This is a genomic window from Qipengyuania qiaonensis, assembly GCF_019711515.1.
Lineage (GTDB): Bacteria > Pseudomonadota > Alphaproteobacteria > Sphingomonadales > Sphingomonadaceae > Qipengyuania > Qipengyuania qiaonensis.
In genome coordinates this window covers 81,348-95,248 of sequence record NZ_JAIGNO010000008.1, presented here as the reverse complement: position 1 = coordinate 95,248, position 13,901 = coordinate 81,348, and the positions used below count along the sequence as shown (strand labels likewise).

Sequence of the window (13,901 nt, the reverse complement as noted above, 5' to 3'; positions counted from 1 at the left end):
TTCTATGCAAGTGTCTTAGAGCCCGGGCATGGCCCGAGCGGGAGAGAGCCATGGGCCGAAAGCCGACCGGTCGGCCGACCAGTTTCGATATTGCCTACGAGGCCGGGGTGTCGCAACCCACTGTCAGTCGTGCGCTCCGCGGCGACAAATCGGTCAGCGCCAAGACTCGCGCCAGGATCGAACAGATCGCGCGTGAACTGAACTATACGGTCGACAAAAATGCGTCGTCGCTGCGCAGCCAGCGCTCGAATACCATCGCGCTGTTGTTTTTCGAGGACCCCACACCCGACGAGAGCATGATAAATCCGTTCTTCCTCGCAATGCTGGGTTCGATCACACGGGCCTGCGCCGACCGGGGGCTCGACCTGCTGATCTCGTTCCAGCGGATGGAGGACGACTGGCACGTTCAGTATCAGGATAGCCACCGCGCCGATGGGCTGATCCTGCTCGGTTATGGCGACTACACCCAGTACCGCGAGCGGATGGAGCAACTCGCGCGGCAGGGCACGCATTTCACCCGGTGGGGTTCGGTATCGAGCGATGCGAGCGGGGTAACCGTAGGAACCGACAATGTTTCGGCCGGCAGGCTGGCAGGCGAACACCTGATCGAACGCGGACGTCGGCGGATTGCTTTCCTCGGCCATGCCGACGATCACTATCCCGAATTTGCCGGGCGCTACCGCGGATTGGTCGAAGCGCTGGAGGCGGCCCGTATCGCACCTGATCCCGCGTTGCAGTTCGATGCGCTCACCACCGAGGAGGAGGGTCACGCAGCCGCGCAGGCACTGATCGACAGTGGGACAGCGTTCGACGCCATCTTTGCCGCCAGCGACCTGATCGCCATCGGTGCCATGCGTGCGCTGACCGAAGTAGGCTGCAAGGTTCCGCAGGACGTTGCCGTGGTTGGCTTCGACGACATCCCCACCGCCAGCCTCACCACCCCACCGCTAACCACGGTGATGCAGGACATTCGCGGCGCCGGGCAAGCGCTGGTAGAAACGCTGATGGCGCAGATCGAAGAACGCGATCTCCCACCCCGCAGGCTGCCCGGCCGGCTCGTCGTGCGGGGCAGCAGCGGGACCGCAAACTAGTCCAGCGTATTCGTATACGCACTTGGCGCTGACGGCACGCCGTGCCAGCAATCCTGTGCTGGCAATTCCATAGCGGCACCAGAAAAACCGCATGGACAGGGACGAGGAACTTTGCATGGACCAGATGCTGCGGGAAAAGCCGCGTCAGAATTTCGCCGGACTGTGGAATATCAGCTTCGGGTTCTTCGGCATCCAGATCGGTTTCGCGCTGCAGAACGCGAATATGAGCCGCGTCTTCCAGACACTCGGCTCGAGCATCGATGACCTGCCCGCCTTGTGGGTTGCCGCTCCTCTTACCGGCCTGCTCGTTCAGCCTATCATCGGCCATCTGTCTGACCGCACCTGGAACCGCCTCGGGAGGAGACGCCCCTATTTTCTGACCGGCGCGATCCTGTCGGCGATCGCGCTGTTCCTGATGCCGCTAAGCCCGGCCATGGGCGCACCGCTGCTGTTCGCGGCTGCGATGCTGTGGATGCTGGATGCCTCGCTCAATATCTCTATGGAGCCGTTTCGCGCCTTCGTCGGCGACATGCTGCGCGCGGACCAGCATGCGGCAGGTTATGCCGTGCAGACCGCGTTTATCGGCGCGGGCGCCGTCGTCGGTTCGATCTTTCCCTGGTTCCTCGAACACCTGGGGGTGAGCAACGTTGCCGCGGATGGCGGCCTCCCAGATACGGTCAGGTGGAGCTTCTGGGGCGGTGGCCTCGCACTGTTTGCCGCTGTGATGTGGACCATACTCACGACCCATGAATACAGCCCGGAAGAGCAGGCCGCTTTCGCCGGGGCCGAGCCGGAGGAAGCATCGCTGCAACCCGTCCGTGCGCTGGCGAGCAAGAGTTATCTGGGCAGCGCGCTGTGGATCGCCGCAGGCCTGGTGGTCATCCTCACGGTCGACGGCTTTGGGCTGGAAAAGGAAGTGCTGCTACTCGGTGCCTTGCTCGCCCTGTACGGTCTCTTGAGCGCCTTCGGCATTCACTTCGCCAAACGAGGCAGGACAGCCAACATGCTCTCCAGCATTGTCGGCGACTTTTCGGGCATGCCCGAGGTGATGAAGCGCCTCGCGTTGGTACAATTCTTCAGCTGGTCGGCGCTGTTCATCATGTGGATCAACACCACCCCCGTGGTCACGCAATATGTCTTCGGCAGCACCGATACCGCGAGCGCCGCGTACAATGAAGGCGCGAACTGGGTGAATGTGTTGTTCACTGTCTATAACGGCGTCGCCGCCGTCGCAGCCCTCGCTCTGCTACCCTCGCTAAGTCGCAGATTCGGGCAGGTGATCACGCATTCGATCTGCCTGACGCTGGGCGCGACCGGTTTCCTGATGTTCTTCCTTGTTCGCGATGCGAATATCCTCTTGCTGGCCGAAATCGGCATTGGCATCGCTTGGGCAAGTATCCTCGCGATGCCCTACGCCATCCTCGCCAGCAACCTGCCGCAGGCCAAGCTCGGCATTTACATGGGGTTGTTCAACATTTTCATCGTCGTGCCGCAATTGCTGGTGGCGACAGTGATGGGATCGGTCATGCAGGCCTTTTTCCCGGGCGAACCGATCTGGACGATGCTGTTCGCCGCCATTTTGTGGCTGATCTCGGCTGCCGCGATGCTCCGGGTACGCACCACCATCTCATATGGAGGGGAGAAGTAAATGTGACGCGCTTCGCTCCATTGCTCGCCGCAACAAGCCTTTTTGCCTGTGCGCCAATGCAGATCGAAACCACCGCCGCACAAGCGGACGTGGGCAATCCCGGCCATGTCTACGAGTTATATTTCCTCGGCGGTCAGTCGAACATGGAGGGGTTCGGCTATGTCGCGGAAATCGATCCGGCGCTGCGTTCAACGCCCGACAATGTCGTTATCTACCACGGCAAATCGGTAGAGGACGGCAAGGATGGCGGCGGTGCCGGGCTGTGGGCACCACTCAAGCCCGGCCATGGCCTCGGTTTCGACACCGATGGCACCACGAACATGCTTTCCGACAGGTTCGGCCCCGAGCTGACCTTCGCCCACAGCATGAGCGCAGCCGCGCCGACAGCACGCATTGCCATTGTCAAGTTTTCGCGCGGGGGCACCGGCTTGATCGACGGCGTTTCTGGGTTCGGTTCATGGGATCCCGACTACACCGACGCAAACGGCCGCAACCAGTACGACAACGCGCTCACCGCAATCTCCGAAGCCCTGCGTACCCGCGATGTAGATGGCGACGGTCATGCCGACCGGCTGGTGCCCGCCGGGATCGTCTGGATGCAGGGCGAAGCCGACGCCTTCGACAATCAACCCGCCGCCGTCAACTACGCCGCCAACCTGGCACGGTTGATATCGCTGTTTCGCGCAGCACTGGGCGACGACGACCTGCCGGTGGTGATCGGGCGCATAAAGGACTCGGGCGACACCGAGGAAACTCGGGTAATGACCTATTCACCCGTCGTCCGCGCGCAACAGAAAGCCTTCGTCGAAGGCGATCGCTGCGCCACGCTTGTCACCGCGAGCGACAATTTCGGCTTTCTGCCCGACGGTTGGCACTATCGTTCGCAGGACTACGTGACTCTAGGCAGGGAGTTCGCCGCCGCGATGCGCGAACTGCAAACACAATGCGGATAGCAAAGACACTCGCCCCGATACTCTTCGCGTTGTCGTCGGCGGCATATGCTTCCGGCGCCCAGGCGAGCAACGATCCATGGACGCCGCAGTCGCTCGTCGAAATCGAGAACCCCGATTGGGCCCGCGATGCGGTACTCTACCAGATCAACACCCGCCAATTCACACCGGAAGGCACCTTCAAGGCCGCACAAGCGGAACTTCCGCGCCTGAAGGAACTGGGTGTCGATATCCTCTGGCTGATGCCGATCCACCCGATCGGCGAGGAAAATCGCAAGGGCACGCTGGGCAGCCCCTACTCGGTACGGGATTATTACGAAGTAAACCCCGAATTCGGGACAAAGGAGGAATTCAGGGCCTTCGTCGATGCGGCGCATGCGCAAGGGTTCCATGTCATCCTCGACCTCGTCGCCAACCACACGGCGTGGGACAACGACCTCGCGAAAGAGCACCCCGACTGGTACGAAAAGGACTGGAAAGGCGATTTTCGCCCCACTCCCTGGTGGGACTGGTCGGACATTATCGATCTCGACTGGTCCAAGCCCGGCGTGCGCGAACATGTCGGCGGGGCGATGGAATATTGGGTGCGCGAGTTTGACATCGACGGCTACCGGGCCGATGTCGCCGGATATGTCCCGCTGGATTTCTGGGAAACGGCCCGCGCCCGGCTCGAGGCGATCAGACCGGTCTTCATGCTCGGCGAAGTGCAGCAGGCAGGTTTCCACCACGCTGCCTTCGATGCGACCTATGCCTGGGACTGGCACAACGCGTCCAAGAATGTCGCGCAGAGCAAGGGAAACGCCACCAGTTTCTATGGCTACTACGCCGAGAACGAAAGTCTGTGGCCGCGCTCAGCGATGCGCATGACCTATATCGAGAACCACGATTCCAATGCCTGGGAAGGCACCATGGAGGAGAATTACGGCCCTGCACTCGAAGCGATGACCGTGCTTTCCTTTACGGGCGAGGGCCTCCCCCTCATCCACAACGGGATGGAAGCATGCAATGCGAGGCGATTGGAGTTCTTCGAAAAGGACCCAATCGAATGGGGCAAGCGCGAGAATTGCGATTACGGCAAGCTCCTTCACGACCTCATCGCCTTCCGCAAGGCCAACCCGGCCCTGGCCAATGGCGAGTGGGGTGCGCGCATGCACAAGCTCGAAACAGACATGCCAAAGCAGGTCTTCGCCTGGGTACGCCAAGCGGACGGGAACAAGGTTGCCGGTCTATTCAACTTCAGCGGCAATGCGGTGAACGTGACCCCGACAAGTGCCTTGGCCGATGGCATCTACGAAGCCTTTGGCCAAGATCGGTCGGTCGCAATAGGGCAAGGCAAGGCGATAACCATCCCGGCCTGGGGCTATCTACTCCTGTCGTCGAACGAATGAGCTCTTGTCGCATTTGGCGGCGAGGGAGGGAGTGTTCGCACCCTCACGGTCATGCCGATAAAAGCCGTCGCGCGCCTGACAAATAGTTCAAACTGACCCTGCGCATCGACCTGGAAATAAGCTCGGCGACCTCGATCGCCCGAACCTTCGCCTGCCGGCTGTCTATCCCAAGGATCGGTCATAGGATTGTCGTGAAAGTGTCCCGACCGAGGAGGAGCACCAATTGGAGAGGCATCATTCCAACACGGTCCCCATCTGGGACATGACGGCCAAAATGGCGTAAATCTACTAGCCCGTGAAGCAGAATTGGGTTAGCCAACCGTTAACGAATCAAACAACTTGGCTACTTTCAAAGATCGATCAGATCACGAAGTTGGCGTAGATCACCGATTTATGCGCAGCCAAGGATATAAAAAATGGGAAGCATAGTTTAGGCAACCGGGGGGCGCAATCATGCGTACGGTATCAACAAGTGTTTCTCTTATCTGTTCCAATTCTATCACAAGCGAAGGACTGAAGTCTATTTTGCTTGACGAAGAATTCTCAATTGTCGGTCAACATAAAAATTGTGCAGCGCTGATCACCGCCAAAGAAGAAGGCGGGGTAGACGTGGGTATGATCGTTGTCGACGCCGACGCGCTCGGCAACGTGGCGAAGGAAGTGGTAGAGGTCCGTCAGGCCTTTCCCGAATCTCGTGTCGTAGTCTTGCATGAAGATCTCACGGTCGAAAGGCTCGTCGATGTCTTCGACGCTGGCGCAGACGGCTATATCCTCAAGGAAATCTCCTGCGAATCACTCGTCAACTGCTTGCAGCTGGCGGCCCGCGGAGAGAAGGTCGTCCCGGGTCAGCTCGTCAAGCAACTGCCTCACTTTGCTCGCGCCACGGCCGATCAAGCCAAGGCCGAAGGTGAGCTTTCGGAACTGCTCTCCGAACGCGAAATTGCAACGCTGCGCTGTCTCGTCATGGGCTACCCGAACAAGGTCATCGCTCGTCGTCTCGACATCGGCGAAGCGACAGTGAAAGTCCATGTGAAGGCCATTCTGCGCAAATTGAATGTACAGAATCGCACGCAGGCAGCGATTTGCGCGGTCAATCACGGCGTGCAAGCCACCATGTCCGACCTCAATCTGCGCGCACTGGGCACTAAAGCCAATGACGCGATGGGGCTTGAGGAAACATGTGACACGAACGGCGTGGCACCCTTTATGTTGGCGGACAACCACGCTCAGGCCCGCCCAGCGAGCGCCTGAACACCGCAACGGCAAACGGCCCAGACCGCCAAAGAAAACCGTATCCCGCAGGTCGAAATGTATCCTGTTTCGACCTGCGGGATATTGGAGATGGCTGTCGTCGCATGGTCAAACTGCGGTCCATGATCTAATCCATCCAACTCTCCCGAAGCGGCAAATCGGTGATTTGTTCGGTAGTTGTCGGTCGCAGGTTCCAGATCCCACTTGGTGAAACGGAAATGCTATGAAGATCACGATGATCGGTTCCGGCTATGTCGGCCTGGTTTCAGGGGCCTGCTTTGCCGATTTCGGCCACGATGTCGTTTGCGTCGATCTGGACAACGCCAAGATCGATGCACTCAAGGGCGGCAAAGTGCCCATATACGAACCCGGGCTCGCGGAACTGATCGAGCGCAATGTAAAGGCCGGAAGAATCTCGTTCACCACCGAACTGGTTCCGTCCGTCGCTCGCGCGGACATCGTGTTCATCGCGGTCGGCACGCCGTCACGTCGAGGCGACGGCCATGCGGATCTCAGTTTCGTCGAAGCTGCCGCGGCGGATATCGCCCGCGCCATGGACGGCTTTACCGTAGTCGTGACCAAGTCGACCGTTCCTGTCGGCACCGGCGACGAGGTCGAGCGGATCATTGCGGCCACGCGGCCCGACGGTGATTTTGCGGTGGTTTCCAACCCCGAATTCCTGCGCGAAGGGGCCGCGATCGAGGACTTCAAACGGCCCGACCGAATAGTGGTGGGCAGCGAAGATCCGCGTGCGCTTGCGGCTATGCGCGAGGCTTACCGCCCGCTCAGCCTCAACAAGTCGCCGATTCTCGAAATGAACCGCCGCTCCGCAGAACTTACCAAATATGCTGGAAACGCGTTCCTGGCGACCAAGATCACTTTCATCAATGAAATCGCCGACCTGTGCGAAAAGACCGGCGCCAACGTGCAGCAGGTGGCGCGCGGGATAGGACTCGACAACCGCATCGGCAGCAAGTTTCTCCATGCCGGCCCCGGTTACGGAGGCAGCTGTTTTCCCAAGGATACGCTGGCGCTGCTCAAGACAGCCCAGGATTTCGAGGCCCCGCAGGCCATAGTCGAAGCCGTCGTGCAGACCAACGAGAAACGCAAGCGCGCAATGGGCCGCAAGGTGATCCAGGCGATCGGTGACGACGTCCGCGGCAAGGTAGTCACCGTTCTTGGCCTCACCTTCAAGCCCAACACCGATGACATGCGCGACAGCCCGGCAATCGCTATCGTTCAGACGTTGCAGGATGCGGGCGCCGTGGTCCATGCTTACGATCCGGAGGGCATGCCCAACGCCCGCGATGTCCTTCGAGATGTTGTCTATTTCGACGATCCCTACGAAGCCATGGACGATGCCGAAGCGATCACCATCGTTACCGAGTGGGACGAGTTCAGAGCGCTGGACCTTGGCAAGGTACAGGCCAAGCTCAAGGGAATGGTCCTTGTCGACCTCAGAAATATCTATGATCGGGACGAAATCGAAATGCTCGGCATCAAATATATCGGTGTCGGCCGTTGACCGTCTACCCGAAGGCCGTGAACCTGCGGGGCGTTGGGTTTCGCCTGCCTGACGGCATCGGAACGCGTTCTCCGGTCGGTGTCGGCGCCGGCTCGATATTTTCGAAGGCACTGTGAAACGCCATGGACAACCGGTTGGCCGTCTGCCCCCCAACGGCCAATCGCATGGCAGCATCAAGAGAGATGCTCTTCCGGGTAGCGATCTGTCCAATCGTGGTATCTCTGATGCATACGCATCGACGACTGCTTGTCTGTTATAAGAGTTGTCAGATCTTTGGAGGGCGCCAGGCGCCGTGGACACGACAAGGTATGCGATGCCCAAGGCCATGTTTGTCATCTCGGGGCTCGGCGCGGGCGGCGCGGAACGTGTGATCTCGCAGATTGCCGACCACTGGCAGGCGCGCGGCGTCACAGTTGGGATTGCGAGTTTCGATTCCCCCGCAGATCCCGAATTTCACCAGTTCGGCGCCGAGATCGCCCGCTACCGACTGAGACGGGCCGATGGCGGTAGCTTTAGCGGCAGACTTTCTAAATTGCATAATCTGCGCGATCTCAGGCAGCTATTGCGCAGGGAAAGGCCGGATGTGGTCATCCCCTTCCTCACAAAGAACAACCTGCTCGCTTTGATTGCAACGGCTGGCCTGTCGATACCGGTGGTCTGCTGCGAGCGGAACAATCCCGAGCGGCAGAAAAAGCACCCTGCATGGAATGCCATGCTCGGCCTGGCATATCGTCGGGCCCGGCTGATCATCTGCCAGACAGAGGCGGTCAAGCGCTGTTTTTCAGAGGATATTCACGACCGTCTGCGCGTCATTCCCAATCCCGTCAGCGCCTGGCCGCAACGGCGCAAGGACAGCGAACATTTGCGAATGGTTGCGGTGGGGCGGCTGACCGAACAGAAGGGCTTCGATATCCTGCTGGATGCATTCGCCGCACTTGGGACACGGGCGGCGAATTGGCGATTGGAGATTTTCGGAGAAGGTCCGCTCCGCGGCGCGCTCGAAGCGCAGATCGCCCGCCTCGATATCGCCGACAAAGTGCAACTGGCGGGCAATAGTGCCGCACCGGGTGCGTGGGTGGAAAATGCCGATCTGTTTATCCTGTCATCGCGCTACGAGGGCTTCCCGAACGTGCTCGGCGAGGCGATGGCCGCAGGACTGCCGGTAATCGCCAGCAACTGCGAATTCGGGCCCGCCGAAATGATCGAACACGGTCGATCTGGTCTGCTCGTGCCACCTGAAGATGTAGACGCGCTGTCCAGAACCATGCAGGTCTGCATCGAGGATGCGGAACTGCGCGAGTTGCTGGGCACCACCGCAAAAAGCGCAATCGGCAAATTTGCTCCGGCATCGGTGATGCGGCGATGGGATGCGGTACTTGCCGAGGCGCTTTCTTCGCATATCGCCACTCCGAAGGGGTCGGTAAACAGCCTTGAAGAGCCTGCCGAATGAGCAAGCCAGCGCTGAAAATGCTTATTACCTCCGCCGGCAGGCGCGCAGGTCTGGTCGAATGTTTTCGTGCTTCCGCAGCGCGTATGGACGTGGCGCTGGAAGTACACGCCTGCGATCTCTATCCCGAGCTGAGCGCAGCCTGCGCGTTGGCCGACGCGCGCTTCGCCGCGCCGCGTTGCACCGATGCAGATTATATTCCCAGGCTGCTCGATTACGTGCGCGACAACGGCATCGGGCTGGTCGTACCTACGATCGACACCGAACTGCAGCCGCTCGCCGCCGCGCGCACGGACTTTGCCTCCCAGGGCACCTATGTGCATGTCTCTTCCGAGGAGGCGATCGATATCGTGCGCGACAAGAAGCGCACTATGGATGTGCTGGCCAAGGCGGGCGTTCCGGTTCCTCGAACAGCGACGCTCGAACAGTTCCGGCAGGATCACGAAGGCTGGGCCTGGCCACTGTTTATCAAGCCCGTCGCTGGCAGCGCCAGCAGGGGCATCGCGCTGCTGCAGGACCTGTCCGAGTTGAAGGGCGCATACTCCGAGCCAATGCTGGTGCAAGAAGCGCTTGGCGGCGACGAGTATACTATCAACCTCTTTGTCGGTGAAGACGGCGTCATGCACGCTGCGATCCCGCATCTGCGGATGTCCGTGCGCGCCGGCGAGGTGGAAAAGGGCCGCACTGTCCGCCGTGCCGATTTCGAAATCATCGCTCGTGATCTCGCCACAGCTTTGCCTGGGGCGCGGGGGGTTCTCTGCTTCCAGCTGTTCGACGATCCGCGGTTGGGCCCGCGGATCATCGAGATCAACGCCCGCTTCGGCGGCGGCTATCCGCTGGCCGATCGGGCGGGCGGACATTTCGCCGAGAACGTCCTGCGCACTGCCATCGGGCTGCCGCTGGTGGCTTGCGACGACTGGCAGGATGGGCTGACTATGCTGCGCTATGACAATGCCGTTTTCGTCTAGCAGTACGGTCGTGCGCGTCCTCGTCTTCGACCTCGACGACACACTCTATCTCGAGAGGGACTTCGCCTTTAGCGGCTTTGCCGCGGTAGAGCGGCATTTGCGTGTCCTGCATGGCGATGCGGTAGTTCCCGGCACCTGCCGAACCTTGTTCGAGCACGGTGTGCGCGGCGAAATCTTCAATCGTGCACTCGAAAGGTTCGGGATCGCGTCCGACGCGAACACAATAGCCACGCTGGTCGAGGTCTATCGCGGGCATACACCGCGAATCCGCCCGTGCCCCGATACTGCGCGCTTCCTCTCCGCCGACAGCCGTCGCCGTGCGATCATCACCGATGGCCCGGCCGCAATGCAACGCGCCAAGATCGACGCGCTCGGCATTGCCGACCAGTTCGACCTTGTCATCCCGACAGGGGAGCTACCGCATGGTATGGGCAAGCCGCATCCGCGGGCCTTCGAACAGGTGATGGCGTGGTCGGGAGAAACGGGGGCTGCGCATGTCTACATCGCCGACAACCCCATGAAGGATTTCATCGCCCCTCGCGCGCTCGGCTGGCGTACAGTGCAGATTGACCGCGTCGGGCGAGTACACTCACCAGAACCGCAATCTTCCGATCACGCGGCGGAGATGCGAATTGGCTCTCTGGATGAACTGGCTTCGGTGCTGGCCACGGCTGGCTAGTTTCCCGTTTCGCGCACCGCGGAGCCGGTCCGCCGTTCACCGCCGACCATGACCAGCAGCGTCCGCAGGATGATCTGCAGATCGAGCCAGACGTCCCGATTGTCGATATACCAGATGTCGAGCGCCATCTTCTCGTCGAGCGTGAGTAATGTGTTGCCGTTGACCTGCGCCCAACCGGTGAGCCCGGGACGGACCTCGCCGCGCCGCCGCCCCGCCTGCCCCTTCTGTGCGATGGTATGCGGCAGCAGCGGGCGTGGCCCGACGAAATTCATTTCGCCACGCACGACATTCAGCAGACCCGGCAATTCATCGAGCCTCGTGCGACGCAAGAGGCTGCCCACCGTCGTAGTGCGATCGGCGTCGGGAAGAAGTTCGCCTTGCGCATCGCGCGCATCGTTCATGCTGCGGAATTTGATGAGAACGAAGTCTGCCCCGTTCTTGCCGGACCGGATCTGGCGAAAAATGACCGGCCGACCCATTGAAAGTCTCACCAGCAGCGCCAGCAGGGCCAGCAGCGGAAGCGCCAGGATCAGCAGAAACAAGGCAACCAGTCGCGACACCATGATGCTTCGCGAAGGCTAGTAGGCGAACTCATCTTCGGCCCGCTTCTTGCGGAAAATTCGCATGATGCGGTCCTTGAGCGATGGCGGGCCTTCGTGATGATCGGAGTAATAATCCGATGCGGCAACGTAGAACTGGATGGCATCGCCATACTGCCGGCGCGCGTGTTCCGCATAGTCCACATGGTCGAAGACGACCCCGTCGGCGCGACCGGAGAGCGTCTCCAGCGTGGCACTCATTTGTTCGATGGTGGTCCTTCCCCAGCGCGAAACCACCAGCGTATGATCGGTAAAGTCGCACATGGCACGCGCGTCGCGTACGGCAAGCGCAGCGGGCGCGTTGATGATCAGCAGATCGAAGTGGTTCTTAAGCTCGGTCAGCAATCGCCGCAGGCTCTGTGCGTTCAGTATCGCAGCGGGATTCTCGACCGCCCGTTTGGCGCTCAGAATTACTATACGGCCATTGTCCTGCGCGAACGCGCTGTCGATTTCGTCGGGGCTCAAGCCATCGGGGGTATCGAGCATGGGTTTGACTTCCGGATCCCGCAGCAATTCAGCCAGATCCGCACGACCGGTCAGGACATCGACGATATCCGGGGTATCCAGGTTGCTTTGAACCTCTTTGAGCAAGCCTTGGACACGAAGGTCGAGATCGACCAGCACCACGCTCTGCCCCATCACCTTTGCAGCGGCGGCCAGCGTGAGGGATACGGTCGACTTGCCATCATTGGGAAGTGGGCTGGTGATCAGCACCGATTGCGGCCCACGCTGCGTTCGTAGCGAGCGCATCTCCGAATAAGTCGAACGCGCGGCCTCGGCGAACAGCGAATGAGGGTCCTGGATCACCGGGCTCTCGCCGATCTTGTCGGACAATCCGGCTTCGATGCGCGGCAACATGCCGAGTGTCGGCAGACCGAAGTGCCGCGCCACATGTGCGGATGTCCGCAACCGGCCATCTGCCAGCTCGAGCCCCAATGCAATCATCACCGCCAGCACGGCCGAGCCGAGCATCGCCATCAGAGTCATTTTCGCCGGCGCAGGCGAGATACGATCGTAGTTCGCAACCGCCGGCGAAACCACCGTGGTATTCACCCCTTCGAGCTGCATCTGCGCGCGCACCTGCTCGATACGTTCGACGATCGATGCAAAGGCTGCATTGGCAAGCGCGTCATTGCGCTCGAGCTCCGACAACCGGACCGAATTCTCGTTGTTCTGGAACGCCTGCGACCGCACAGAGGCAAGCGCCCCTTGCAAACGGCTTGCACGCGCCGCGTCTTGCGCTGCCTGGCTGCGTGCCATTTCCCGCATTTGAGCCGATTCGGCGTCGGCAACGGCTTGGGCCGCGCTGCGCGCATCGGCGCGTTGCGAAGCCAGCGCCGCTTCGACAGAGGCCAGTTCGCTGGTTACCCGCATCATGTCGGGATGACCGGATCCGAACGTGGCTCCCAGCCGCGCCCGTTCGGCGACCAGCGTGGCCTGCTGGCGCTCGAGCTGCTGGACTGCGGCGGAGGTTGCCTGCGCGGTACTGCGAAGGCCAGCCGCACCCGCAATGACCGCGCTCCGCGACGACGACCCGGCGCTGTTGGCGCTGGCAGAGGCCGCTTCGGCGGCGATCTGGTTCATGTATGACAGGTTCTCGTTCGCCCCGAGGCCGAAGGGCATGCGCGCTTCGCTCCGGAAGGCCGCCAGTTCGTTCGAAGCGCTTCGGGCAGCTTCTTCGCGTTCGTCCCGCTCGGCGAGCAGCGATTGCAGCAGCTCTCCCCGCTGTTCGGCACCGCGCTGCGTGCGAACCTTGCTCACCGATAGCGGATACTGATTGGCAATTCGCGCTGAAAGCTCGGGCGATTCCGTTGTGATGGTCACCTGAATGAGGTCGGAATTCGGCTCGCTGGTCACGGTGAGCTTGTCGAGCAGCGTGTTGATCGCTCTGTGCATTTTCACCGTGCCGCCTTCGGCGGACTCACCCATTTCGTGGAGAAATTCGGGATCGTTAATAAGGTCGAGGTCGAGAACCACCGCTTCGGCCGAAGATCGCGAACGATGCAGGCGCACCGCATTCGTCACGCGCACCTCGTTGCGGTTACTGACGTCGGCCTGGTTGATACCGACCTCGTCAATAAGCTGAACCTGGACTTGCGAGGTAGAGCTATACAGGTTCGGCGAAAGCAGCTGATATGCGAGGACCGGCAGGGTGATCAGCGCAATCACAGCCAGGATCATGCGCTTGTGCCGTTCGAGCAAACGCACAAAATCGCGCAAAGAGAGTGTATGGTGCGCAACGGCTTCGGGCCGATAGGTCCAGGGGAGGCGCCGCTCCGCTGGCAGATTGTTCTCGAATTCGTTGACTTCTACCAGATTTGCCATGCGATTTTCAGCCTGCTGCTACCTGTTCGA

11 protein-coding genes are annotated in these 13,901 nt (G+C 60.7%); 9 read left to right on the top strand and 2 right to left on the bottom strand.

Annotated elements, in window-relative coordinates:
• Window positions 1–50: 50 nt before the first annotated feature.
• The 9 genes from K3174_RS12690 (at window position 51) to K3174_RS12650 (ending at window position 10,947) form a co-directional block, all read left to right on the top strand.
• Window positions 51–1,091, top strand: a complete 1,041-nt coding sequence (locus tag K3174_RS12690; protein ID WP_221559059.1) for a LacI family DNA-binding transcriptional regulator — start codon at window positions 51–53, stop codon at window positions 1,089–1,091.
• A gap of 115 nt (window positions 1,092–1,206) precedes the next feature.
• Window positions 1,207–2,739 (top strand): MFS transporter, encoded by a 1,533-nt coding sequence (locus K3174_RS12685; protein WP_247712152.1) that lies wholly within the window; start codon window positions 1,207–1,209, stop codon window positions 2,737–2,739.
• Window positions 2,740–2,741: 2 nt separating this feature from the next.
• On the top strand, window positions 2,742–3,692 hold the full coding sequence (locus K3174_RS12680) for a sialate O-acetylesterase (protein ID WP_221559058.1): 951 nt from the start codon (window positions 2,742–2,744) through the stop codon (window positions 3,690–3,692).
• On the top strand, window positions 3,683–5,077 hold the full coding sequence (locus K3174_RS12675; RefSeq protein WP_221559057.1) for an alpha-amylase family glycosyl hydrolase: 1,395 nt from the start codon (window positions 3,683–3,685) through the stop codon (window positions 5,075–5,077). The genes K3174_RS12680 and K3174_RS12675 overlap by 10 nt, the downstream gene beginning before the upstream one ends.
• A 453-nt stretch (window positions 5,078–5,530) precedes the next feature.
• Window positions 5,531–6,328, top strand: a complete 798-nt coding sequence (locus K3174_RS12670) for a LuxR C-terminal-related transcriptional regulator (protein ID WP_221559056.1) — start codon at window positions 5,531–5,533, stop codon at window positions 6,326–6,328.
• 223 nt (window positions 6,329–6,551) lie between these two features.
• Window positions 6,552–7,853, top strand: a complete 1,302-nt coding sequence (locus K3174_RS12665) for a UDP-glucose dehydrogenase family protein (RefSeq protein WP_221559055.1) — start codon at window positions 6,552–6,554, stop codon at window positions 7,851–7,853.
• A gap of 313 nt (window positions 7,854–8,166) precedes the next feature.
• Complete coding sequence (locus K3174_RS12660) at window positions 8,167–9,303, top strand: glycosyltransferase family 4 protein (RefSeq protein ID WP_221559054.1); 1,137 nt, start codon at window positions 8,167–8,169, stop codon at window positions 9,301–9,303.
• Between the two features lie 17 nt (window positions 9,304–9,320).
• The gene (locus K3174_RS12655; RefSeq protein ID WP_221559053.1) at window positions 9,321–10,268 is read left to right on the top strand and encodes an ATP-grasp domain-containing protein; all 948 of its coding nucleotides are present in this window, start codon (window positions 9,321–9,323) and stop codon (window positions 10,266–10,268) included.
• Entirely contained in the window at window positions 10,246–10,947 is a 702-nt protein-coding gene (locus K3174_RS12650) for an HAD family hydrolase (protein WP_221559052.1), read from the top strand. Before K3174_RS12655 ends, K3174_RS12650 begins: the two co-directional genes overlap by 23 nt.
• Here K3174_RS12650 and K3174_RS12645 read toward each other — a convergent pair.
• Together K3174_RS12645 and K3174_RS12640 are read right to left on the bottom strand one after the other, a co-directional pair.
• Window positions 10,944–11,510 carry a sugar transferase gene (locus K3174_RS12645; RefSeq protein ID WP_221559051.1) on the bottom strand — a complete coding sequence of 189 codons (567 nt, stop codon included), beginning with the start codon at window positions 11,508–11,510 and terminating at the stop codon, window positions 10,944–10,946. The two genes, K3174_RS12650 and K3174_RS12645, sit on opposite strands and share 4 nt — an antisense overlap.
• A 15-nt stretch (window positions 11,511–11,525) precedes the next feature.
• Window positions 11,526–13,871 carry a GumC family protein gene (locus K3174_RS12640; RefSeq protein ID WP_221559050.1) on the bottom strand — a complete coding sequence of 782 codons (2,346 nt, stop codon included), beginning with the start codon at window positions 13,869–13,871 and terminating at the stop codon, window positions 11,526–11,528.
• Window positions 13,872–13,901 lie beyond the last annotated feature (30 nt).